Here is a 23,296-nt window from a genome sequence, read left to right on the forward strand (position 1 = left end):
GGTTAAGGGCTATGTGGAGATGTTGATATGGATATCATTCATCGCGTCTCGACCGGGATCTATATACCTTTGACTCGGATCTGGGTCAGGGCAATCGATAAGGGGGTTCCGGTGGGGGCGCAAATCGATCGACTATCTTGCAACAAGACGGGTTGACCCATGACCTTGACCCGCAGGGCAGCACTGAGCCAGTGGGCGTTAGCACAGGGACCCACATTCGTTGGGGGAGGAGGGTTGGCACATCCTGCAATCGTGTAGGGTGGGGTTTGGGTCACAACAGGTTGCCCCATGACTTTGACCCGCATATTAGAGACGGTCGGTTGTGCTTGTCCACCGTGGGCACAGATGACGGTTGCCCCCACATGCATCACATATCCCGGCATTACTTCACCTCCAGTGCGCCATCGTTGATGGTTACACCTGCCATACATTTGATGGCGATGCCTGTAGCCGCTTGAATGTTCGTTTGAGCTTTGGCTTGGATCTCACAGTTTTTCTGAGCTTGCAGCTTGATATTATTACCGGCGATCGCCACATCACCGCCGCTAGTCTTGAGGCTAATATTGCCTTTCGTTTCAATACTCAGATCTTTTTCGACCTTAATGCTCATGGCATTATTTTTGGAATCAATAATAATTTCATTTTTTTGGGTTTTATCACGGATGATGATTTTCTCTTCGCCCTGGGTGTCATCTAGCACAATGGTGTGACCGCTGCGAGATGTGATCTGACGAATATTATTTTTGCCATCGGTGTTGCTCACAGGGGGTTTATCTTTGCCATTCCACAATGCCCCCAAAATGTAAGGGAATGAGATATCTCCATGTTCAAAGGCGACTAATACTTCATCATCCACCTCTGGCAAACAGTAAAACCCTCGTTGAGGGCCTGCCATAGGCGTAACAACCCGTGCCCAATGGCTTTCATCGCGATCCGACAGCCAGGGTAGTTTGACCTTCACACGTCCCAATTTGTCCTCGTCCTTATTATTGGTGACCACCCCAATCGTGACCCCATAAAATCGCCCTTCTTGTTCGGGTGGCACCAGCAAATTCAGTCCCATCATGAGGCATTTCTCCTTACGGTAAATTGGGTGCGATATCCCTGATCGTCATAGATGTGCTGGGTGGCAGAGACGTAATAGCGACCGCTAAAGCGTTTACCCACATCCGTAATCTCAATCATGGTTCCAGCTCGAATAGCCGCATTGCCGAAACACGTACCTTCGCCAGTGATATACGCGATCGCCATCCTGTTAAATTGCCCCTGAGCAATCTGGTCGGCTTCTGCCTGAGAGCGAATCGGTTGAGTCACGATCGCTTCTTTCGCTTTACCAAACGCTCGTTGGGCAGTCTTCGCACCACTGGTTTTTCCGAGCGTGTCAAATTCATGCCCCACTTGAGCTTTCCCTCGCAAGGCGGCTTTTTGCTGCGGATTCCAGCCCAGCACCTCGATCTGATCGACCAGATTGAGGGTACTGAGACGGGGTGAAAAATCAAGTAAATCATCATCTTGCTTCAGTCGAGTCACACTTGAGGCTTGGTAGAGCAGCGGTTGAAACGAGAGACGTTTGCGATCGATGGTGACTTCATAGCCGATGCGGCTGGCACGCTCTTGCAAAAATGCCAGATCCGTTTGATTGCTTTGCAACACATAATCTAAAGTGACTTTCGTATCTTGCACGTTTGCCTGTAGCCCTTGTTCTTGGGCAATTAGACTGGCGATCGCACTATCTTTGATTTTGGTAAAAGAACGAGTTTTGCGACCGCGTAATAACCGATGGCGCAAGTCATATCCCCGCACCACCAACAGCGGCACCTCATCGACAGTAAACTCTGGCTCCAATCCTGTAATTTCGCCAACCATCAAGGTTTTTAAGCGACCTTCATACCCCATCTGAATTTCGATTTCATTGCCGCAGTCAAACACCGGATCATCGATCCAGGTGAGCGCTTGGCTCAGCAAATTCAAGGTTTGCAACTCCAACGTAAACATCCCCGGCGCATCGACATCTTCAGCAACCGTGATCCGACTCAAGTCAGTGGTTGCCTCACTGGGCAAGGGTCTGCCATTGACCAACACCCGTAAACTGGGGGCCAAAAGCTGGGCAGTAGCCGTCGGTAGCTGGAGTAAATTCATCAAAGCACTCCTTCAGGCGTGAAGATTGGGTAGAGGCGGCACCATCAACCGCTGACCTGGGGTGAGGTCACGCGGATTGGTCAATCGATTGGCGTTGGCAATCACCCGCCACAGCGTCGGATCGTTATATTCTTCGGCAGCAATGCTACTCAAGGTTTCACCCCGACGCACCACCCGAATCGGGTCATCAATCGGGTTTTGAATTTTTTGCTTTTCTTCCGCCGGCATCCACTCTTCAAATTGGCAAGACAGTGTTGCCCGAATCGGTGCCCCATCTGCCCGAAAGCGGCTAAAGGTTTTGGTCACTTGCTTCAGCACCCCTTGAAATAACACCCCATTCCAACTGCCCCAAACCAGGCGACAGATCGGCGGACGGTTGGGCAAATCGCCTCGTTTCTCGGTCAGATGATAAATCTCTCGGGTATAGTGACGCACATCCAACGGCACGCCTAATAACGGTATACCAGGGGTGAGCAAACTGGTTGCTGCACTCAATTTAGGATTGGGCAGACTTGTATCAAAAAACAAATCCATACTCAACGTTGCCGGTTGTTCGACCGGAGCCAGGGCTTTACCATCGCTTTGCCAGCCCACCTTTGTAATGACAATTTGGTTGGGATTAAACAAGGCTTCAATCGGCTGAGCATAGTTGAAAATAGGGAATTTTTTTTCAACTAAGATATTCAGCTTGATTAGCTCTAACGGATTGACTAACGCCATTTCGATTGCCCCCTGCGTTCACGTTCTACCATTAACCGTCGCATCAGTTTGCGTTCGACTTTATCTGCGATCGCCTCCATATCAAGCTTGGCAGGCGGTGCCACGGGTTGCCGTTGAGCAGCGTGGCTGGCAGCAGATGCGGGCACTACTTCATCAGTTGAACCACGTCTGGGAAACGCTTGAACAGGAGCCGTTGGAGAATTGAAGCTCTGATTTCCGGTCACTCCTGGGCTAGATGGAGCAACCCCCATGCCCCGATTTGTCGGAGAGCTGGAAAAGACCAGGGGTGTTTCGCTGCCCTGCCATTTTCCGGACGCGGTTTGGGGGATAGCAGCTTGTACAATGGGTCGAGGATGAGCGGCAACCGTGGGTAATAGGCGATCGCGGCTGATGTGACTGGATTCAACGTCTGTTATCGGTGTTGCTATTGGTGCCATCTGAGCAAGTACCAGGGGTGGCTCTGCGGACAACGGCTGCCTCTGGTTTGGCAGCGGGGATGATCTGAAGGACACAGTCTGAGCCACTGTCAGGGGTGATTGATGGGGCTGACCTGGTACCCTTGGCTGAACCAGCGGTATTGTCGCTGCGATCGCAGGCTGGATGGAGGATAAGGGGATGACCGTGGGTAAAGAGGATGGGCGATCGCCATCTTTCCTTGGATCAGATGAATCATCAGGCGATCGGTACTGGGCATAGACCAGGGGAATTTGTCCTGCGTCCGATTCTGACAAATTAGCGATCGGTAGGGATGGGGTAGTGGAGAGCGGATTGAATGGAGCCGCAAGCCGTTCTCGTTCCATCACAGCGTGCAAGTCCTGATCCCCAGACTGCTTCATGGCAGGTAAAGACGGTTGACCTGGAAGACCGGGCTGGGTCAATGGTGTAGGCGATATCACCTGTGTCAGATGCTGCCAGATCGGCTGAGTGACGGAATGGGACGTAGCAAACTTCGCCTGAATCACAGGTCGTGGCAGCAATGGCATTGCTTCAGATCTATCAGAACTGACAGAAGGTGGGTCAGCATTGCCAGCAGGGTTGAAAGCCAAGGGTTGGGCGTAGACAATCGGGATGTCATCGCTTGGCGCTCTGGCAGCACTGCGATAGCGTTGCATCAGGGTTTGCCCAAACGCAAGGTGTTGGGCAAAACGTTCTGTTCGAGCCAGAATTGCGTTGCTCAGGTCAGACTTCAACACCCCAGGTTGCTCCAACCGATGCAACAATCGCTGCATCAGCCGCAGATCCAGGCTATCTTGCCAGGTCGGTAGAGATAGGGATATGGGCGGGGAATTCACAAACGGCTCCTGGGATCATGCCACATTAGACTGATTGAAATTGAAAGGTTGAGGAGGGGTGTAGCATTTGGTAAAAAATCCTTGATTTACCTCGAAAATCCTTGTCCAAATGCTATGCCCTTACAGGATTGGATGGCTGAATCCTGGTATGACATTGAATGTGAAACCTGCGGTTTCACATTCAATGTCATACCTGAAACTCTAGGTAGGGACTGGGATCAGGGGTTTACTCAAACCCTGATGCACCAATTCCAGTCGTTCGATCGCCACCTGTGTATCATTGCTGGCATCAAACTGGGGACCAACCCATTTCACCGGGTAAGCATTACGAAAGTTCCACCACATCACAGGAGTTTGTTGACGATTCATCAGCATGATGGTGCCATTGAGGGTGACGATCGCCCCCTGGCTGGCAGCCCAATACCAATTCCACAACACATCAATGTCACTCAAACCGCGACTGAATACCAATGGTGGTGAAGTCGTGTGATTGGGAAAGTGGTGGATATAGCTATTTACCCCACCTTCCTGGTAAGGTTCCAACTGGATTTCACTTTCCAGCCCGCTTACTTCGGTGAAGCCTCCCGCCAAAATCCCCCCAATTTCGACCACAAAGTTGTAAGCCATGTAGGGGTCGTGACGAGTTCCCAGTCCAAATAATGCCACAGCGTCTTGCTCCTGATTGGGTATGCTTTAGCGATGCAGAACGTGATCATTCAGCTGTTGATTGATCTGGGCGATCGCACCGACCCACTGCTGCCGTTCTCGATGTGCCATCGTCATGATTTGATCCGGTGTCCAGTGAAAGTGATACGCAATATACGCTACCTCCTCCAATAAGCGATCGGGGGGGTAGCGACTCACTCCCCCAGAGGTACAGTCTCCACTTCAAACTCTCCCTGGCAATGAGGACAACTGACCAATAGCCGACTATGACCGTTTTGGTTGATCCGTTGATATAGATCTTGCAAGTAGATCAGATCGCCCGAAAATAGCCCTTCCATCATCTTGGGATTGATTTGCTGGAGGGTGCCCAGTCGAGTAATCACCCGTGACAACAGGATGATCACCAGGTAGCCCGGATTGCGCTGCACCCGTGGATCTTGTAACGGCGCAATCTCATCATAGGCGGTCGATAATCGCATCGTGCCATCCCGATGAATCGTTCCCTCTGGGTCTATATACCCCTGGGGTAAAGTAAAGGGAAACTCTGTTTGCTGCATGGTGATTGCTCTCTACGTTGTCGCTGTCAGCTATGGGTGGTTAGTGATCGAAATGGATGTGTTGTCAGCGCGGCTCCGCCGCGCTGACAAAAATCAATCTTTGGCTTTATTAAATCCACGATCCTTAAGACCACTTATCTACCGTGACCCCTTCATGAACAAGTTCCAGGGTTTCGATCGCGGCTCCATCATTCGTTGCATCTAATTCAGGGGCTTTCCAGCTGGAAGGCCAACAGTTGGAAAGATTCCAACGAATTCTTTCTTCTCCCCGATCATTCAATAAAACAATCGAAATTTCACGCCGATCAGCAGTCCCTTGCATCAAGTTTTGTCGCCATTTCCATAGCTCATCATTGTTTGTAATGCCCCGTTGCAAAGTGATATTGCTGTAAGTATTTAACCCTGGCACTTTACGCTTGGTTAGCGGATCGGTGCCTTCGCGGTACTCGCCTGCACTTTGGGTCGAATCCAACCCAGAACATTGTTTGAATCCAGCATGAATGATGCCGTTCCACTCCACAAAAAAGTTATAGCCACCGTAGGGATCGGGATTATGGGGCGGGCGAATGTCGGGCATAGTTAAACCTCTGGTAGGGATTAGGGGATAGGGGACAGAGATAGGACAAATTTTGTATCGATTGGAAATTTTTCTAACAGCTGTTAGCTATTAGCTGTTAGCTATTAGCTATTAGCCTTCTAGCATGACTCCGGTATCACCATGAATCAGTCGGATGACAATGAATTCACTGGGGACGGTGGGTGCCAGCCCAATTTCGGTGACGACGTGTCCGCGATCGCGGATTTCGGGGGGATTGGTTTCTGCATTACATTTCACATAGAAAGCCTCTTGGGGGGTACGTCCTTGCAAGGCACCTTGATGCAGCAATGATTCAAGGTAAGCAATGAGTTCACGTTCGATTCGTACCCAAAGATTGAAATCATTGGGTTCAAAGGTCACATCTGCCAGGTTTTGTTCGATCCAACGTCGAACGGTAAGAAATAATCGACGGACATTGATATAGATCCAATTGGAATCGGAACTCAAGGTGCGGGTGCCCCACACTCGGATGCCTCGTCCGGGTAAGCTGCGCAAACAGTTGATTCCGGCTTTGGCTTCAGGATTGAGGTCAATTTGATCGGTCGGCGATAAAGCCGTACTGAGATCGACTACCCCTTCTAACGGATAGTTGGCAGGGGTTTTATGGGTGCCAACATCGCGATCGCTTTTAGCATAGGTACCTGCGATATGACCGCAAGGGGGTACCAAAAGTGGTAGCAAGTCAGGGTTTGCAGCCGATGAATCAGAAAATGGTAGTACCTTTAACCAGGGCGTATACAGCGCCCCATTAGGGCTATCCAGTTTTTGGGCATGGGCAGATAGTTGATCGACGGAAACATTTCTGGGCGCATCTAGAATAGCAAAGCGATCGCCCATTTTTTCACAGTGCTGCAACACTAAAGCCTGTAGTTGTTGAATCTGATTCAATTGGGGCACTTGGGTGATGGGATTCGGGTCTTGCAAATTGGCAAGATCGGGCACGCTAATTAAATCAACGGCATCTAAAGATTCCACCACGGCTAGCGCCGCTGTTAAGGCGGCTAGATTCATTTCTTTGAGCCGCAATACGTAGCAGACCCGACCCCCATTTTCAAAAAACCCATGCACAGCATACGCCAGATAGCCCTCTACTACAGGCTTACCAAAGTATTGGTAAAATTCATGCCACAGGGTTAGCTTTTGGGCGTGCTGCAACGAGACCGATTTCCCCTGAGCATCATACTCTGCCGTGAAGCCCAAGAACACAGGTACTCCCGTTAAGAATTCAGGCGGGGTTGTCGAAAAGACGTCATCCCGATGGACACCGGGAATCTGAGACGTGTTGGGCAGTGCAGTCGTCATGGGGGCGTTTCTCAACAAAGGACGATTTCAACAGGTGATGTTTACAACCTTCAACTCCCACCAGGTCCCGACCATTGGCTGAGCGTAAAGATGACAAATTCTGCGGGCTTCACCACCGAAACCCCAATCTCTGTAACCACCTGACCTTGCTCCCTGATTTCAGGTGGATTGGTTTCTTCATCACACTTGACATAAAAGGCTTGCTCTGGCGTATCACCAAACAATGCACCACTACGCCAAACGGTCAGCAAAAAAGCTGTCGCACTGCGACGGATGCGTGCCCACAAATCTGGGGAATTGGGTTCAAACACCGTCCATTGAGTGCCTTCATCAATTGATTCTCGCAAGTAGTTAAACAAACGCCGGACATTGATATATTTGAATTCGCCATTGCTGTTGCCGCCCAATGTGCGAGCGCCCCACACCCGAATATTACCATTCAAATTGCGAATGCAATTGATGCCATTGGGGTTGAGAATTTCTTGTTTTGCCTTGCTGATGTCATACTTCAACCCAACGGCACCCAACAACGGCTCATTGGCAGGCGCTTTAAATACACCCCGCTGGGCATCAACACGGGCATACATCCCCGCCACATGACCGCTGGGAGGCACAGCTTTCAAGCCATCCCCCGTCTGATTCTGAGCCTTGGTGATAGGATCAAACACCTTGATCCAGGGAAAATATAAAGCAGCATATTCAGAATTACCGGGAATCACCTTGCTGGTGTTATTGGGATCGAGCAACTCTAGCTTGAGATTCCCTGTGTTATCTTCGACCTGTTCCGGTGCATCCAACACTGCCACCCGATCTTGCAAATTTTCGCAATGGGCAACGATCGCCCCTAACGTCGAGGCAGTCGTCACTCCAGGAGCGGCAACGATCGCAATTTCATCAATAGCTTCAAACTTGTCTAGAGCGATATTAATATCCGTTTCATTCTCAACCCGTACCACATAACAGCGGGTACCCCCATTCCTGAAGAAGCCAAACACCGCATGAGCCAATAGATTCTGACCCGACACACTGGAAAAATCACCAAAAAACTTCTTGAACTCGGTGAAGTTAGTACACAGCCTGACATCTCCGGCAACGGCTAAGTCGGCAGAAAGCAAGGGTGTGGTAACACTGGGGGCAGGCGTTGCGGTAGGCGTTGGCACAGGCGCAGGAACCCGCACCGAGAAAAATCCTGTCACCTTAGCACCATCAGCTGGTGCATTACCCGTGAACGCAACAAAGGCTTTGCTGCCATCATTCCGTAAGGTCACGGCGGTTCGTTCTCGACCGTCTACCAGAAAACTAAATCCCGAATCTGTCACGACTTCAGCCGCACTCAATGCCGATGGCTTGGGTAATTCAAATTCCTTTTTACTACCATCGCCTGTGCCAATGTCAACGGGTGCGTCTTTACTGCCAACCGCTTGAATCGTCGGTTGGGGGGGTGATGTATTAACCGTACTGCTTGAACTAGAGGATGCGGAACTACCAGTTAAGGTGAAAATACCAATGAACCCAGCCGTACTGGTGCCAACGCCAACGATGGGTGCAGACCCTGATTTCTGCTCGATCACATAAACGCCGGGGGCTTGATTGGGATAGGTGACCATTGGTTTGCTTCCTTGTAGTGAAGTGTGCAATCAAAACGAACGGGGCAGTTCAAATCAACCGTGAGCAAATTGCAGGAGATAAGAATGGATGGTACGCATTTCTATCCCCCTGAGAAGGGACGTTTATTTAACGAATTTGAAATCTAAATGCTTCACAGCACCCTGGCTGAGCCATATGCCTTGAGAAACGGTTTGATACCCTGGGGCTGACACATGAACAAGTGGCTTGGGTGCTTGATCCGGAGAGCTGGATGGCGATCGCTCCCAGACTTCTAACCCCGTCAACAGATACTGACCGTCACTATTGCTGAAGGTGCTGATATTACTGCCTTCCAGCCAAATTTTAGCCATTCCAATCGGCTCCTGATTGGACGCTTGAATCGTACCTTTGAGTGTCGTGGGTGGCAGAGCGATCGCCGCCGTTGCTCGGTGAATCTGATCGCGATCGCGTGTCACGGTAACTGTCGTTTGAGCAGAACCGTAGCGAGTTCCTACCCCCGGCAATGTGACGGATAGTGTATAGTCTCCATCGGGCAAATCGACAAAATAGAACGAACCATCCGTGGCGGTATAAGTCTGATCTGGGCGCTGGGGCAAACTTGCCCATCGCACACCATATTGCATCGCTTTTAGCTGTAACCGTTGCTGGAATGACTCTGGCATGTGAATCATCTCAACAAATGCTCCGGCTATAACGTTCCCGGTTTGGGCATCGCTGACCAGTCCGGCGATCGCCACCTGATGACGAGTTGGTTGTAACTTGACCCACTGAGACATCATCTACACCTGATTCAAGATTAACCCTAGATTTGCCGAGACACGACCAACGGCACTACTTCTGCCACTTCATGAACGGCGATCGAAATCGTTACCGTATAATTCAAAGCAGCTTTCGGTTTGCCACCCATCGCCTGCCAAAACTCCCCTAAACTTTGCAACTGTCCCGGACGCAATGTCAGCGCTCGCAAGGGCGGCTCCTGTCCCTTCAAGCTCCCTTGCAACACTTCAGGCGGCAGCCTGGGATGTCGCAGCAAAACCTTCATCACCTCGCCTAAAAGTCGATGTTCCTCCGCTGGATCAGATGGATTTTTAGGCCACACCGTAATCAAGTAAGAACAATCAACCCGCGCCGCAGGACGCCGTTGTAGTGCTGTTCCATTTCCCTGACGTTGTACCGTTCCCACCCCCGTCCGTAGCTCTAGATTCTCTCGAATGTCGTAGAGAAATAAATTAATTGCAGGGGTTTTAGTAATCGATTCTTTATTGGGTGTATCAAAGCTAAAAGTAACTTGCCGAGACAAGTCAGATGATAGCTCTTTGCTCAGCAACTCTTGCAAGGTGTTATCCAAATCCTGAAGCATTGAAGCATCCTCAAAGAACACGAGTATTGCTCAAGGTCAGACTGTCTTGTAAATGTGAAATTTTGAATTCCACATTTTTCAAATGTGATTAAAATCAATAGCTCCGTAACACGGGATATCGAGACAAAAAATACTACAGCTGAGATTATAGATACATTGGTATGGTTTTGAAAAGCCCACTGCGCGGACTTTTCAAAACCATACCAACACCTTTCAAACACAACCCAATAGGTGGGTGAATTGCTTTAGCTTTGTACTTTAGGGTTCATTCAAGCAACAAGAGATTTGGTAGCTTGTTTTACAGGAACACTATACAAAATAGATTCTATGTTCAGTCAAATGACTTACTATTTTGCTAAAGAATTTCTTTCTGTTTGAGAGATGTTTCTTAACCGGGATATGTAGTTTTTTATGGAAGCATGTTTTTCACGTAAGGATTGCAGATAAAGTAACCTGTAATTCCCTTTGAGAGCGCGACAGTTAAACCGTCGTGCTCTCAAAAAGAATTAAGTTCTATTAAATCCACGATCCTAAGGATCATCTAGGGCAGTGATGGCGATCGCATTATAAAAATGGCGATCGCACTATTGATTGATATCTACAAGCATGTCATATATGTTCAGCATCATATTGACCCACTCGCCTATCGGTCGTCTTGCAGGACCAGCCTCTCTTGCTTTGATAGACTCGAACGTAGCTGTATCACGCCCAGGCACACCTGGCGCATTTTGTGCAAAGTCTTGAGCCATCTGAGTTGCGGACGCAGTCGCATTGGCTCCATAATTCGGATCCATGTATTCTAGATGTCGGTTTTCCATGACCACACCCAGTTCTTGACTTCCACCGGGTCCAATTTGCTCTGGTCCCAATTTCGCACTCCAGGGATTGATACTGCCTGCAAGAAGCGGGTCGTAAATATCATCATTATTTGTGTCCTGTCCTCGTACCCCATGAACTCCCGTAAAGATCTGGTCTAGATATTGCGTAAGTGTCCAGCCAGCCATTGGACCAGTTAGTGCAGCGTTCGCAGCCAACCCCACCGATGCCCCAATCGCTGCTATGACCTGAGTTCGTAACCCCGCATTGTTGGTTAATGGATTAAGGATCTCGGCAGGTAATTGTTGAGCTAGATCATACAGATCGCTCTTGTAATAATGCATTCCAACCTTTTGCTTGCCCAGGTTAGACGTGCTGTTCGATTGAAACATCAGCAAATAATTATCTACCAATGTAAGAAATCCCAATAATGCCTCTTCTGTACCAGGATTCCAACCTTTGCTCCCTTTTGTTTTGAGGTGTCCCCCTGTAAACCAACCAGCTCCCTGCCTTGGCCATGCTCTCTTGATAGCTGTCAGTGCTGTTTCTGCCCTAGCTATCGAGTTAAACGTCCTACGCACATTGTCTGCGTGCTCTTGCTCAGATGTATGTGTGTTTGCATAGTTCCTGAGGGTATTTTTTTGGTTGGTCGTCCGTGCAAATAAGCGAGGTACTTGACTTAGCTTAACCCCATAGGTGGAGTGAAAATAACCTAAACGTGGCTGAAAGCGGTCAGCATCCGGAGAAGTTGAACCTATGAAATAGTTTCCCAGTGCGACTTGCTGATTGCCTTGAATCTGGTTAAAAAGTCCTCTGACCCAGTCCCTTACATCCCTGAATTTTTGTCGTGCTTGCGTTCTTGTCAGGGCATTTTCATCCCATGCATCGGTCACAACTTCTAGAATGCTTGCCTGGTGCGGTATGAGTTGACCTGTATAAAGTAGCAGACCTTGTATCTCGGCAGCGGTTAGCCCGTTGGTAGCTCCATATTCTTCCAATTCTCTCCGATACAGTGGATCAAGAGAACCGTTGTGATCCACATTCACATGACAATCAGCACCATCGGGATGTGCATCATACACATTTGTGTCACCTGCCCTTATCGATGCATCACAAGGTACATTGTTCCTATTTGCTTTAGGCATCGGACCTACACCCCCAAGTCCCTGCGCTGGTACATTCGCAAAATTTCGTTTGTGCAAGAACAAAATAGGGACTTCAATTTCAAATCCAAACCGTCTTTGAACCTGGTCGCTTCCGATTGAGGAGATGGAGATACTATTTCCAGAATTCTGGTTGTCCTGGTTTCGAGACTCTTTGCGACGAATTTGATTTCCATTCTGCTGCACCACATGGGTTAACTCATGGGCAATCAATTCTTGCCCGCTACGACTTCCAGGTTGATACGTGCCCTTACGGAAAAACATATCTTGCCCGGTTGTAAATGCTTTCGCCTGAATCAATCGGTTTAACAGATCAGATTGAGCATCTGTATGCACCCTCACTCCACTAAAATCTGCACCCATTGCCCGCCCCATAGACTCTTGCAGGCTTACATCCAGGGGATGTCCACTGCCTCTGGCGCGGTTGATGACTGATTCTACATTGGGTGAGGCTTCGCTTTCAGTCAGGCTTGAAGGCTGAGATGCTTTCCTTTGCACAGCCTGATCCTCTACACCTACCCCAATTGATTCACGCTGAACAGATGGTTCTGACTGCGATCGCCCTTCATTCGGCATCTGTAACTGCTGCACCACCTGAGACGCTACGCGATCGGCTTCTTGCTCATAGCGATCGCCCACTGCCCCAATCGTTAATTTAGGCTGAATCACAGGCATTGAAGCGGAAGATGCCATTAGCTCATGGGATAGCCCCCGAAAAGCTGGCTTAGTGCGAATAGTTCTGGTTGAAGCCTGATGCTGAGGTCGATCAATTGTTTGACCCGAAACAGTCTCTTGAAAGAAGTCCGTCGATCGCCTTCTATCGGGGGTTACGGATGTTTCCTGTGTTGTCGGGTCTGCTGTCTTAGTTTTTTGTTGACATTGCCGCTCTACACCCATGAGACTTACTCCTGGCAAGTGAATTTAGGCATTGAATTTAGGCATTGATTGCTGCGATCGCCTAACGGATGTTTTTATCTTGGCACTGACAACTCAATTAGAACGCTACATTTCATTAAGGATCACAAATTAAATAAAACCCGGACGTTTTTATTGGCAGGGCGGCGATGCCGCCCTGCCAATAAAAACGTCCGGGTTTGCATCATCCAGATATAAACCTCTGTGCCGTCCGCTGCGCGGACGGCACAGAGGTTTAAGATTTCATGTTTAACTAAGCCTGACGATCAGGGTTGGGAACCAACACCACGATCGCACTGGGAATCACCTTAAAGTGGGCAGGGGTTTGGGTTGTGAGTTCGCCATCGGTATCGACCAACAGCGGGTGGGGTGTGCGAATTTCAATGCTTTGTCCGCAGAGGGCGCGCATTTTTTTGGCAGTAGCATATTCACCTCGGATCATCGCCGGAATCAGGGCGATCGCTTCCCACCAATGGTGAATTTCCATACTACACAGGTCGAGGCGTTGGTCATCGATGGCAGCATCGAGTGCAACGGTTAAGCCACTGCCATAATGCCGCCCATTGCAAACGGTAATTTGAAACGTTTTAACGGAAATGTGTTCACCATTACAGATGATCTCTGCCTGAAACCGACGATAGCGAGAGATCACCCGCAGGGCAGTCATGGCATAGGCAATCACTCCCAGTTGACGTTTCATGTGTTTGGCAACTTGTTGGTTAATGTCGGCACTAATGCCAATGCCTGCCACATTCAAAAAATAGTGATCATTCACCCACCCCAGATCAATCGCTTTTGGGACACCCTGAGCAATCACATCACATGCTTCTTTCAAGGAGGTCGGAATCCCTAAACTCCGTGCCAGGTTATTTGCAGTCCCCAGCGGCAACACCCCCAAGGGAAGTTTGGTGTCAATCAAACCGGCGATCGCTGCATTAACGGTGCCATCTCCTCCACCCAAAATGACACAATCAACGCGATCGCGATGCTGACAAATCAGCTTCGGTAAATCATCCGGATTTTCCCACGTTACATCAACCAAATCAAAACCCAACTCTTGCAAGTAATCTGAAGCTTGCGACTGAGTTGCGTCTCCGCGTCGAGCATGGGGGTTGATCAGCAATAGGGCACGTCGCTTCACGCAGTCTCTCACAATATTAGGGTTAAGAAAATTAGGGTTAAGAAATTCAGACCGGAATGCTAACCACGATAATTCAATTTGGCTGAAATTGAACCTACCACAAGAGAGAAATCGCTGGTTTGCATATCCTTTTTTACTCCAGATGTACATTGCTGTGCAATGACGAAAGGAGTATTAATTTCATGGGTGCATTCTCTCTTTCCCCTCAATTCAACCCCTTGCAAACACTCTTCAATCGTTCCGGCACAACTACATCCTCTTCATCTACGTTCTCGACATCACAGAGTCAGTCATTTCTACTCAGTCAATCCTTACAAAAAACAGGGGCATTTGCCCAGCGCAGCTCGTCCTCGTCACCGTCTTATTACAATGCTCAGTCTGGCTATGGGTTTGTCGATGTAACCACCGCAATCAGCTTAGCGACTCGTACGTCGTATATTGGATCTCAATCACGTCAGGGAATGCCAAACTGGGATAAAAACTCCATGGGGCGATACCTCTGGGGATTGGACAAAATCGAAGCCCAAACTGCATGGGAGTATGGCTATACAGGCGAAGATGTGGTGGTGGCGGTGCTAGATTCGGGCGTAGACTACAAGCATTCTGATCTCAACGATAATATTTGGCGCAACCCAGGCGAAATTGCTCACAACGGCAAAGACGACGATCGCAATGGGTTTGTAGATGATAGTCGGGGTTGGAATTTTGCCTACGACAATAACAATCCCATGGATGTTGATGGACACGGCACCCATGTGGCGGGCACAATCGCTGCTGAAAAGAATGGCTATGGGGTCACCGGGGTTGCCTATGATGCCACAATCATGCCGGTCAAGGTACTGAATAATTCTGGCTCTGGCAGCAATCCCGATATTGCCAAAGGAATTCGCTATGCCACAAATAATGGTGCCGATATCATCAACATGAGCCTTGGCGGCGGCAGTTATTCTAAACAGATTGTTGCTGCCGTTCGGTATGCCGTGAGCAAGGGCGTAGTCGTGGTGATGGCTGCGGGGAATGAATCAGCCAAAGAACCGTCGCATCCTGCTGATTTAGCCGATCGCTGGGGGATTGCCGTTGGTGCTGTCGATCGCAGTCTCACCCTGGCAGATTTCTCCAACCTAGCCGGGCCCGATCCGTTGAATTATGTTGTGGCTCCAGGCGTGAAAATTTACTCGACCGCCCCCCACGAAAAATACCAATACTTAGATGGCACTTCAATGGCAAGTCCCCATATCGCAGGGGTTGCGGCATTAGTGCTGAGCGCCAACCCAGACTTAACCCGCAGTCAGGTTGAACAGATCTTGATAGCATCCGCCGATGCCAGCGTCGTCAATAGTTAAAATCGTGGATTCAATATTGATAGCGGTGTGCAAGGTCGTTCAGCCTGGAAACGGTATTGTGGGGCGCTCCGCGCCCCACAATACCGTACCGAATCAACCTGCATGGCGCTGTATGGTTGGCAGCGTAGCGTCGCCGCGCTGCCAACCATACACGTCCGGATTTTAATTAATTTGTGATTCGTAACTTCGGCATAGCGGATTCTAGTTTAATAACTTTTTGACTATATAGCCATGTTAGAATGAAACGAGATGCACTCAGCGTGCAATTATTTCGCATCGTAACGTGGTAGTCCTAAAAAGTCATACTCTTTTGTGGCACGGGCATCGCTTGCGCCACAAAAAATATTACATCAATACCACTACCCGCAAAGTTAAAGAAAAACTACCACATTGAAGAATGTGTGTAGAGAAAAAGTATGGTTTTGAAAGAAGCAGAATGGAGCAGGTTTTTAAGAATAAAGAATAAAGGATAGACGTTAAAAAATAGAGGGTAGTCCTTGGAAATGTAATGATTTTTTGTGGCGCGGGCGTCGCCCGTGCCACAAAAAATCATTACATGAATACCGCCACCCAATAAATTAACTTTTATTCTTCTATCCTTTAGCCTTATCTTCACCCCCGTCCCTCTTCTTTGAGAAAGATCTTATTGATTTACCATTCAGTACCATGTCAGAAGTCACGATTGAATCGACTCTTCAAGAAAATCGTTCGTTTAATCCATCTCCGGCATTTTCGCAACAGGCACACATCAAAAGCCTGGAGGAATACGAGCAACTGTATCAACAAGCGGCGGCTGACCCCCAAAAGTTTTGGGCAGATCTGGCACAAAAAGAACTGCATTGGTTTGAAAAGTGGCATACCGTTTTAGACTGGCAACCGCCTTTTGCAAAGTGGTTTGTCGGTGGCAAAATTAACATTTCTTACAACTGCATCGATCGCCATTTGACTACCTGGCGGCGCAATAAAGCGGCTTTGATTTGGGAGGGAGAACCGGGCGACTCTCGCACGCTCACCTATGCCCAGTTGCATCGGGAGGTTTGTCAGTTTGCCAATGTCCTGAAACACTTGGGGGTGAAAAAGGGCGATATCGTTGGCATTTATATGCCGATGATTCCAGAAGCGGCGATCGCCATGTTAGCGTGTGCCCGCATTGGCGCACCTCATACCGTCGTCTTTGGTGGCTTTAGTGCGGAGGCATTGCGCGATCGCCTGGTCGATGGCAAAGCCAAGCTGGTGATCACAGCCGATGGGGGCTGGCGGAAAGACGCGATCGTGCCGCTCAAAGCTCAGGTAGACAAAGCCCTGGCAGATGGAGCCGTCCCGACTGTAGACAACGTGTTGGTGGTCGAACGCACAAAGCAGGGCGTTCATATGGAACCGGGGCGCGACCATTGGTGGCATGACTTACGCCAAGGTGTGTCGGCAGACTGTCCGGCAGAACCGATGGACAGCGAAGATATGCTGTTTATCCTCTACACATCTGGCAGCACAGGCAAGCCGAAGGGGGTCGTGCATACCACTGGCGGCTACAACCTCTATACCCACATCACCAACAAGTGGATTTTTGATCTGCAAGATAATGATGTCTATTGGTGTACTGCCGATGTCGGCTGGATTACCGGCCACAGCTATATCGTCTACGGTCCCTTATCCAACGGAGCCACAACGCTGATGTATGAGGGCGCACCGCGTGCCTCGAACCCTGGTTGCTTTTGGGATGTGATTGAAAAATATGGCGTCAATATTTTCTACACTGCACCCACGGCTATCCGCGCCTTTATCAAAATGGGCGAACACTTGCCCAATGCTCGGAATCTGTCGTCCCTCAGGTTATTGGGTACGGTCGGTGAACCGATTAACCCGGAAGCCTGGATGTGGTATTACCGGGTAATTGGAGGCGAACGTTGCCCCATTGTGGATACCTGGTGGCAAACGGAAACGGGGGGCATTATGGTGACACCTTTGCCAGGGGCGATCGCCACTAAACCCGGATCAGCAACCCTGCCCTTCCCCGGCATTTTGGCAGATGTCATGGATCTCGATGGCAATCTGGTGGACTCCAATCAAGGCGGCTATTTAGTGATCAAGCATCCCTGGCCGTCGATGATGCGAACCGTGTTCGGTGATCCCGATCGCTTCCGTCGCACCTACTGGGAGCACATCCCCCCCAAAGATGGACAACACGTTTACTTTGCGGGAGATGGTGCCCGCAAAGATGAAGATGGCTATTTTTGGGTCATGGGTCGGGTCGATGATGTCATCAGCGTGGCTGGGCACCGCCTGGGAACGATGGAAATTGAGTCGGCATTGGTATCCCATCCAGCCGTTGCAGAAGCTGCTGTGGTAGGCAAACCTGACGAAGTCAAAGGGGAAGAAGTCGTTGCCTTTATTACCTTAGAAGGCAGCTATAGCCCCAGCGACGAACTGGCTAAAGACTTGAAGCAACATGTGGTGAAAGAGATTGGTGCGCTCGCTCGTCCGGGTGAGATCCGCTTTAGTGAAGCCCTACCGAAAACGCGATCGGGCAAAATTATGCGGCGATTGTTGCGCAACCTGGCAGCCGGACAAGAAATTGCAGGGGATACCTCAACCCTGGAAGATCGCAGTGTCCTCGATAAACTCCGCGAAGGGTCTTGATGCGCTGATATAGCACGTCGTGCCTGGATAGATTATGGGTGTTGTGTGAGAACCCGTGCTCCGCGCGGGTTCTCACACAACAGTTTGCACATCAGCATTCTGACAACATTAAAACCCATCCTGTTTTAGGAGAGGGCGGCTTTGCCGCCCTCTCCTAAAACAGTATTTAAGTTATTTTTATGAAACTCCTAAGGAAAAATAGAGGGTTCGGACAGCATATTGTGACAGTCAACGCTGGCTGAACCCTCTTTATCTGGAATCGCTTTATTCCTCAACCATAGGTTTTGAGACCTGATCTAAACCCTAATTAAAGAACTCTGCGTAAGGAACGTCTAATACCTCACTAGCGTTGCAGATTCGACTGCGAAAGTATATTCGATAGATGCAATAAAGCAGTTTTAACAATCGTTTAGCCCGGTCTATATCATTCGTTCAAATCTCAATAAACTGATCGAATTAATACATTTTCATCTCCGAAACTGTTTGTAGGTTTGACGGATGTAACCTATGAATTAATTCAGGTTTTGATTTCGGAGATTGACTAGACGTGATACTTCGTATTCTGATTGTTTTATTGGCTGCCTTGGGTTTATCCATTGGCGTGCTACCGGGGGCAGCTTGGGCGCAAGCGCCCGATCCTCTAGAAGCAGCGGCGGCGGCTCAAGTATCAGCAGATACCGGATTTATGCTACTTTGCTCCGCTCTGGTATTGCTGATGACTCCCGGTTTGGCTTTCTTTTACGGTGGGTTTGTCCGCTCGATTAACATCCTCAACACCCTGATGATGAGTTTGGTTCTCATGTTAGTGGTGGGTGTGACGTGGATCTTGTGGGGCTATAGCTTGGCATTTGCCCCTGGAACCCCCTTCATTGGCGGATTGGAGTGGATGTTCTTAAACGGGGTTGGTCTGGAAACGACCGACTATCTGATAGGGACAGAACCAGAAGCCGTTGTCTCGTATGCGGCAACGATTCCCCACCAGGCATTCATGGTTTACCAGGGCATGTTTGCCATCATCACCCCGGCGTTGATCTCTGGGGCGATCGTTGAGCGGATCAAATTCAAAGCGTATTTCTGGTTTGTTTTGCTCTGGTCGATTTTTATTTACTCACCTTTAGCACATATGGTGTGGGCAAAAGGTGGATTCCTGGGTCTGTATGGCGGCATTGGGTCACTCGATTTTGCGGGTGGAACCGTTGTCCATATTAGTTCCGGGGTTTCTGCTCTAGTGGCAGCTTTAGTGTTAAGAAACCGAAAAAACTATCCCAGTCATCTAACAGCTCCCCATAATGTGCCGTTCATTATGTTGGGTGCGGGTCTACTCTGGTTTGGCTGGTTTGGCTTTAACGCGGGTAGTGCGCTGGCGTCGGGTGGGTTAGCCACCTCTGCATTTGTCGCTACGAATGCGGGTGCAGCAGGTGCCGGTCTGATCTGGATCTTGATGGAATGGGTGCTGATGGGCAAACCAACCGCTGTCGGTCTGGCAACAGGTGCGGTAGCCGGTTTGGTGGGTGTTACCCCCGCAGCAGGCTTTGTAACTCCGGTCGCAGCCCTGTTGATCGGTGGTATTACTGCCTTCTGCTGTTTTTATGCCATCCGGATTAAAAACAAATTGCGGCTCGATGATGCTTTAGATACCTTCCCGGTGCATGGCGTTGGTGGAACCGTTGGCGCTCTTTTGACAGGTATCTTTGCGACAACCAGTGTTAACCCATACGGTGCAGATGGGTTGCTGTATGGTGCTCCTGGTCAGTTACTAAAGCAGGTGGCTGCGATCGCGATCGCCTATGTGTTTGCGGGTGTGGGCACCTTTGTGTTGCTTAAAGTCTTAGATGCCATCATGGGCATCCGAGTCACACCGGAAATTGAGACGATCGGCTTAGATCCAGCAGAACATGATGAAATCGGTTATGGCGAACAAGGGATTCCTGACCTCGGATCTGCTGTTTCCAGTACGGTTACGTCAGGGGCTGAGTAAATAGTCAACGCTCTTGATCAATACAGGAGTCAGAATGTTAGGAGTTTCCCTACATTTTGACTCCTGTATGCTTTAAAGCCTTGAGGAACTAATGTTGCTACCACTAAATCTTGCACCATAAGGTGTGGGGGCTGTGCCCCCACGCAGGGGTTCCACCCCTGCACCCCGGTGTAAACCTTTAATTGGGTCTAATAGAACCCGATTATTTTTTAAGAGCCATGCTTTGCATGGCTCTTAAAAAATAATCTGTACTCCATTCGGGTGATGAGTGCGTAGACAATGCCCCCTTAACCCGCACAATTTAATCGGGATCACAGGTTATGACATCTGCATTGCCATTTTCTCGCCCCACGATGCCTCACCTACGCCCCAATTCCAGTGTCCCCTGGGTAATTATTGCGTTGTTTGCCATCATCATCTTGCTGGAGTTGGTATCGTCGGCAGACTATGTCTTTAGCTATTTGTACATTGGTCCGATTTTGCTGGCAAATCTCCGGCTCAATCGTCGGATTGCCGTAGGTCTAACCTTGCTGGCATCGATCCTGATCCTGGTTAACTTGTGGGTTCCGGGTAGCCACATTATCACAGCCTCGACGATCGCCAATCGGCTGATCGCGGTTGTTGCCTTAGCCGTGACGGAGGTGCTCGGCAATCGCAACCGCTATTACCAGGAAGCGATCGCCCAACAACAAGCAAAACTTCAATTTCAGGAAAAACTAGCAAGTTTGCGCGAGGATTTTGTATCGACGCTAACCCATGACTTAAAAACGCCATTGTTAGGGGCAATTGAAACCCTAAAATCTTTGCAGCAAGAGCAGTTTGGTAGATTAGAGCGCGAGCAACAACGGGTGTTAGCCATTATGGTGCGCAGCCACCAGGCGAGCTTACAGCTGGTTGAAATGGTGCTCGATATTTATCGAAATGATGCAGACGGGGTGGAATTATTGCGATCGCCAGTCAACTTAGCGGTATTAGCCGAACAGGTCATCCATACACTGAGCGACCTCGCATCCAGCTATCAGGTTTCCATCCACCTCAGACATCGACAGCCCGACCACCCGCACTATTGGGTCAACGGAGACACTTTACAACTGCAACGAGTCTTCTCCAATTTGGTCAGCAATGCGATCAACCATTCTCCCATTGATGGCACCGTCGAAATTATCTTAGAGTCTCAAATGGGTGCAAATCAGGAACAACATATTGTTAAAGTGATGGATGAAGGTCCCGGCATCCGCAGTGATGACTTGCCACAACTGTTTGAACGGTTTTATCAGGGTCAGAGCGATCGCCAGGCTAAAGGAGCTGGGCTAGGGTTATATTTATCTCGGCAAATTATAGAGGCGCATGGCGGTACAATTTGGGCAGAAAATCGTGTCCCTCGCGGTGCTTGTTTTAGCTTCTTCATCCCGGCTTCCATCGTGCAACCCTGTTGATTAGTTATGAACGGTCATCCATTACGAATTTTGTTAGTTGAAGACGATGAATTGTTTCGTTTGGGGTTGCAAACGAAGTTACAGCAGCAGACAGACATCGTTATTGTGGCAGAAGCCGGAGATGGCGAAACCGCTGTTCGTTGCGTCGGTCAAGAGATTTTGGATGTCGTGGTGTTGGATATTGGGTTGCCCAGACTGGGTGGAATTGAAGCATGCCGACAAATCAAACAAAAATGTCCGCAGTTACCGATTTTGGTACTCACGTCTCGTTCCGATAAAAAGTTAATTAACCAACTGATTCAGGTTGGAGTTCAAGGATATTGCCTCAAAGGCGTCGCCGCAGAAACCCTGGTATTAGCCCTGCGCTCGATTGCCATGGGGGCATCGTGGTGGGATCAGACGGCAACGGTCGAAATTCATGCCCTCGCTCAGGTCAAGACAACCAGCGACTCCGTTTCACCCCTGACCCCCCGAGAACAAGAAATTTTGCAATTGATTACCACCGGCAAAACCACCCAGGAAATTGCAGACACGTTCTACATCACACCGGGCACGGTTAGAGTGCATATTCATGCCATTTTACAAAAATTAGATGTGCGCGATCGCACTCAGGCAGCTCTTTTGGCATTACAACGAGGCTTGATTACTAGCCCCGTTAATGGAATGGATTAAAGCAGTGAGGTGGCGCGCCCTGCGGGCGCGCCACCTCACTGCTTGCCGATGAGCGATTGCAATACATCCCCTATCTGAATTCGATGGCGTCAGGCTATCTCAAAATTTCCAAATATTGATCTTAGACGAATCCACTGGTAACGCCGTGATCAAGGTGCCTTTCACCAAAATATTGATGCGTTGCGCAATGCGAAGTTGGGCGATCGGTTCTCTGAGCAATTCACCTGCTTTCAACAGCGCTTCTGCGGCTTGATAATTGGGACAATCAACCCGCAAGGTGCCCCAGCGTCTGGAGAGTTTACAGCTCGCAATCGGTTGAAGACGCTCTAGCTGAGCCGGTTCTTCTCGATAGAAACTCAGGATCAGGTGCGTGAGTTGTGAATACCAGTTCATAGTCCCAAGCTCCGTGAGGTTGGCAGACAAAAATGCGTGAACCAGCCACCGCTGATGCACATCTACAATCCGCATCAAGCTTGGATTTGCTGATCCATGTCTCCTTACTTTCATTCAAACTCAGGACGATAGGGGAGTGCTGTTGCTGCAAGAAGATTTAACGACGGATCGTCGCCCAAAAATTACTGAAAAGACTGCGATCGCCCACTATACAGTCTGTTCAGCCTCTATTCCTGCCTGAGACAATGTAACATTCTCGTACCACTTCTTGAAAAAACGCGACAAATCTCATGCCCTGGAGTACCCTCACAGACGTCACTCTGGCAAATTCGTATCTCACACTACAGTTCATAAATTCATGACCGTCTATTCATGTAGGTGGAATCACACCAAGGATCAGGTTGTCCTTGGCGGTAGAGGCTTTATATGGGCTGGATAGATCCTCTGGATGTGTCTGGCAATGCGAGTCGTCAATTTTATATTTGTTAAGAACTTCTCATTCTTTTTGAGAGGTTAGGAGATTTCTAAAAAAGATGTTACCCCCTGTAAGGGCGAAGCGC

Annotated in this window: 21 protein-coding genes; 5 read left to right on the forward strand and 16 right to left on the reverse strand. The window is 49.3% G+C overall.

Translation table 11 applies throughout. The features are described 5' to 3' along the window. Positions 1–59 precede the first annotated feature (59 nt). The 15 genes from ACR6Z4_RS26320 to ACR6Z4_RS26390 all read right to left on the reverse strand — a co-directional run bounded on the left by ACR6Z4_RS26320 (position 60) and on the right by ACR6Z4_RS26390 (position 14,277). Entirely contained in the window at positions 60–383 is a 324-nt protein-coding gene (locus tag ACR6Z4_RS26320; protein ID WP_479720314.1) for a hypothetical protein, read from the reverse strand. Then, entirely contained in the window at positions 383–1,066 is a 684-nt protein-coding gene (locus ACR6Z4_RS26325; RefSeq protein ID WP_479720315.1) for a phage baseplate assembly protein V, read from the reverse strand. The genes ACR6Z4_RS26320 and ACR6Z4_RS26325 overlap by 1 nt, the downstream gene beginning before the upstream one ends. Next, positions 1,063–2,139, reverse strand: coding sequence for a phage late control D family protein (locus ACR6Z4_RS26330; protein ID WP_479720316.1), 1,077 nt, complete (start codon positions 2,137–2,139; stop codon positions 1,063–1,065). The genes ACR6Z4_RS26325 and ACR6Z4_RS26330 overlap by 4 nt, the downstream gene beginning before the upstream one ends. A gap of 12 nt (positions 2,140–2,151) precedes the next feature. Then, entirely contained in the window at positions 2,152–2,859 is a 708-nt protein-coding gene (locus ACR6Z4_RS26335) for a CIS tube protein (protein ID WP_479720317.1), read from the reverse strand. Beyond that, a complete protein-coding gene (locus ACR6Z4_RS26340; RefSeq protein WP_479720318.1) occupies positions 2,850–4,151 on the reverse strand; it encodes a hypothetical protein in 1,302 nt (433 codons plus the stop codon). The genes ACR6Z4_RS26335 and ACR6Z4_RS26340 overlap by 10 nt, the downstream gene beginning before the upstream one ends. A 201-nt stretch (positions 4,152–4,352) precedes the next feature. Continuing rightward, positions 4,353–4,778: a phage tail protein gene (locus ACR6Z4_RS26345; protein WP_479720340.1), complete on the reverse strand. Its 426-nt coding sequence runs from the start codon at positions 4,776–4,778 to the stop codon at positions 4,353–4,355. A gap of 66 nt (positions 4,779–4,844) precedes the next feature. Continuing rightward, positions 4,845–5,015 carry a DUF6760 family protein gene (locus tag ACR6Z4_RS26350; RefSeq protein WP_479720319.1) on the reverse strand — a complete coding sequence of 57 codons (171 nt, stop codon included), beginning with the start codon at positions 5,013–5,015 and terminating at the stop codon, positions 4,845–4,847. Beyond that, positions 5,012–5,374: a phage tail assembly protein gene (locus ACR6Z4_RS26355; protein ID WP_479720320.1), complete on the reverse strand. Its 363-nt coding sequence runs from the start codon at positions 5,372–5,374 to the stop codon at positions 5,012–5,014. Before ACR6Z4_RS26355 ends, ACR6Z4_RS26350 begins: the two co-directional genes overlap by 4 nt. Positions 5,375–5,498: 124 nt before the next feature. Beyond that, positions 5,499–5,951, reverse strand: a complete 453-nt coding sequence (locus ACR6Z4_RS26360) for a phage tail protein (RefSeq protein WP_479720321.1) — start codon at positions 5,949–5,951, stop codon at positions 5,499–5,501. Positions 5,952–6,062: 111 nt separating this feature from the next. Further along, on the reverse strand, positions 6,063–7,274 hold the full coding sequence (locus ACR6Z4_RS26365) for a phage tail sheath family protein (RefSeq protein ID WP_479720322.1): 1,212 nt from the start codon (positions 7,272–7,274) through the stop codon (positions 6,063–6,065). A gap of 50 nt (positions 7,275–7,324) precedes the next feature. After that, entirely contained in the window at positions 7,325–8,881 is a 1,557-nt protein-coding gene (locus ACR6Z4_RS26370; RefSeq protein ID WP_479720323.1) for a phage tail sheath family protein, read from the reverse strand. A gap of 123 nt (positions 8,882–9,004) precedes the next feature. Next, positions 9,005–9,661, reverse strand: a complete 657-nt coding sequence (locus ACR6Z4_RS26375) for a carboxypeptidase regulatory-like domain-containing protein (RefSeq protein ID WP_479720324.1) — start codon at positions 9,659–9,661, stop codon at positions 9,005–9,007. 23 nt (positions 9,662–9,684) lie between these two features. Next, positions 9,685–10,242 (reverse strand): Pvc16 family protein, encoded by a 558-nt coding sequence (locus ACR6Z4_RS26380; RefSeq protein WP_479720325.1) that lies wholly within the window; start codon positions 10,240–10,242, stop codon positions 9,685–9,687. Between the two features lie 584 nt (positions 10,243–10,826). Continuing rightward, the gene (locus ACR6Z4_RS26385; RefSeq protein ID WP_479720326.1) at positions 10,827–13,118 is read right to left on the reverse strand and encodes an eCIS core domain-containing protein; all 2,292 of its coding nucleotides are present in this window, start codon (positions 13,116–13,118) and stop codon (positions 10,827–10,829) included. Positions 13,119–13,389: 271 nt separating this feature from the next. Further along, the gene (locus ACR6Z4_RS26390) at positions 13,390–14,277 is read right to left on the reverse strand and encodes a lipid kinase (RefSeq protein WP_479720327.1); all 888 of its coding nucleotides are present in this window, start codon (positions 14,275–14,277) and stop codon (positions 13,390–13,392) included. Positions 14,278–14,459: 182 nt separating this feature from the next. Between ACR6Z4_RS26390 and ACR6Z4_RS26395 the strand changes: the two genes are divergently transcribed. The 5 genes from ACR6Z4_RS26395 (at position 14,460) to ACR6Z4_RS26415 (ending at position 22,343) form a co-directional block, all read left to right on the forward strand. Beyond that, positions 14,460–15,620 (forward strand): S8 family peptidase, encoded by a 1,161-nt coding sequence (locus ACR6Z4_RS26395; RefSeq protein WP_479720328.1) that lies wholly within the window; start codon positions 14,460–14,462, stop codon positions 15,618–15,620. A gap of 666 nt (positions 15,621–16,286) precedes the next feature. After that, positions 16,287–18,257 (forward strand): acetate--CoA ligase, encoded by a 1,971-nt coding sequence (gene acs / locus ACR6Z4_RS26400; protein WP_479720329.1) that lies wholly within the window; start codon positions 16,287–16,289, stop codon positions 18,255–18,257. 547 nt (positions 18,258–18,804) lie between these two features. Continuing rightward, entirely contained in the window at positions 18,805–20,235 is a 1,431-nt protein-coding gene (locus tag ACR6Z4_RS26405) for an ammonium transporter (RefSeq protein ID WP_479720330.1), read from the forward strand. 320 nt (positions 20,236–20,555) lie between these two features. Then, positions 20,556–21,671 carry a sensor histidine kinase gene (locus ACR6Z4_RS26410; protein WP_479720331.1) on the forward strand — a complete coding sequence of 372 codons (1,116 nt, stop codon included), beginning with the start codon at positions 20,556–20,558 and terminating at the stop codon, positions 21,669–21,671. A gap of 6 nt (positions 21,672–21,677) precedes the next feature. Further along, entirely contained in the window at positions 21,678–22,343 is a 666-nt protein-coding gene (locus tag ACR6Z4_RS26415; RefSeq protein ID WP_479720332.1) for a response regulator transcription factor, read from the forward strand. Positions 22,344–22,442: 99 nt separating this feature from the next. Here ACR6Z4_RS26415 and ACR6Z4_RS26420 read toward each other — a convergent pair whose 3' ends face one another. Further along, positions 22,443–22,736 carry a hypothetical protein gene (locus ACR6Z4_RS26420; protein WP_479720333.1) on the reverse strand — a complete coding sequence of 98 codons (294 nt, stop codon included), beginning with the start codon at positions 22,734–22,736 and terminating at the stop codon, positions 22,443–22,445. Positions 22,737–23,296: the final 560 nt, after the last annotated feature.

The sequence above is a fragment of the Calyptranema fuscum S582 genome, from assembly GCF_055793305.1.

What these genes read in the sequence shown, in the direction of transcription:
- ACR6Z4_RS26410 (WP_479720331.1), top strand. Translation starts at nt 20,556, where the DNA reads ATGACATCTGCATTGCCATTTTCTCGCCCCACGATGCCTCACCTACGC.
- ACR6Z4_RS26420 (WP_479720333.1), bottom strand. Translation starts at nt 22,736, where the DNA reads ATGAACTGGTATTCACAACTCACGCACCTGATCCTGAGTTTCTATCGA.
- ACR6Z4_RS26320 (WP_479720314.1), bottom strand. Translation starts at nt 383, where the DNA reads ATGCCGGGATATGTGATGCATGTGGGGGCAACCGTCATCTGTGCCCAC.
- ACR6Z4_RS26380 (WP_479720325.1), bottom strand. Translation starts at nt 10,242, where the DNA reads ATGCTTCAGGATTTGGATAACACCTTGCAAGAGTTGCTGAGCAAAGAG.
- ACR6Z4_RS26355 (WP_479720320.1), bottom strand. Translation starts at nt 5,374, where the DNA reads ATGCAGCAAACAGAGTTTCCCTTTACTTTACCCCAGGGGTATATAGAC.
- ACR6Z4_RS26375 (WP_479720324.1), bottom strand. Translation starts at nt 9,661, where the DNA reads ATGATGTCTCAGTGGGTCAAGTTACAACCAACTCGTCATCAGGTGGCG.
- ACR6Z4_RS26415 (WP_479720332.1), top strand. Translation starts at nt 21,678, where the DNA reads ATGAACGGTCATCCATTACGAATTTTGTTAGTTGAAGACGATGAATTG.
- ACR6Z4_RS26345 (WP_479720340.1), bottom strand. Translation starts at nt 4,778, where the DNA reads ATGGCTTACAACTTTGTGGTCGAAATTGGGGGGATTTTGGCGGGAGGC.
- ACR6Z4_RS26330 (WP_479720316.1), bottom strand. Translation starts at nt 2,139, where the DNA reads ATGAATTTACTCCAGCTACCGACGGCTACTGCCCAGCTTTTGGCCCCC.
- ACR6Z4_RS26325 (WP_479720315.1), bottom strand. Translation starts at nt 1,066, where the DNA reads ATGATGGGACTGAATTTGCTGGTGCCACCCGAACAAGAAGGGCGATTT.
- acs (WP_479720329.1), top strand. Translation starts at nt 16,287, where the DNA reads ATGTCAGAAGTCACGATTGAATCGACTCTTCAAGAAAATCGTTCGTTT.
- ACR6Z4_RS26370 (WP_479720323.1), bottom strand. Translation starts at nt 8,881, where the DNA reads ATGGTCACCTATCCCAATCAAGCCCCCGGCGTTTATGTGATCGAGCAG.
- ACR6Z4_RS26385 (WP_479720326.1), bottom strand. Translation starts at nt 13,118, where the DNA reads ATGGGTGTAGAGCGGCAATGTCAACAAAAAACTAAGACAGCAGACCCG.
- ACR6Z4_RS26365 (WP_479720322.1), bottom strand. Translation starts at nt 7,274, where the DNA reads ATGACGACTGCACTGCCCAACACGTCTCAGATTCCCGGTGTCCATCGG.
- ACR6Z4_RS26395 (WP_479720328.1), top strand. Translation starts at nt 14,460, where the DNA reads ATGGGTGCATTCTCTCTTTCCCCTCAATTCAACCCCTTGCAAACACTC.
- ACR6Z4_RS26335 (WP_479720317.1), bottom strand. Translation starts at nt 2,859, where the DNA reads ATGGCGTTAGTCAATCCGTTAGAGCTAATCAAGCTGAATATCTTAGTT.
- ACR6Z4_RS26360 (WP_479720321.1), bottom strand. Translation starts at nt 5,951, where the DNA reads ATGCCCGACATTCGCCCGCCCCATAATCCCGATCCCTACGGTGGCTAT.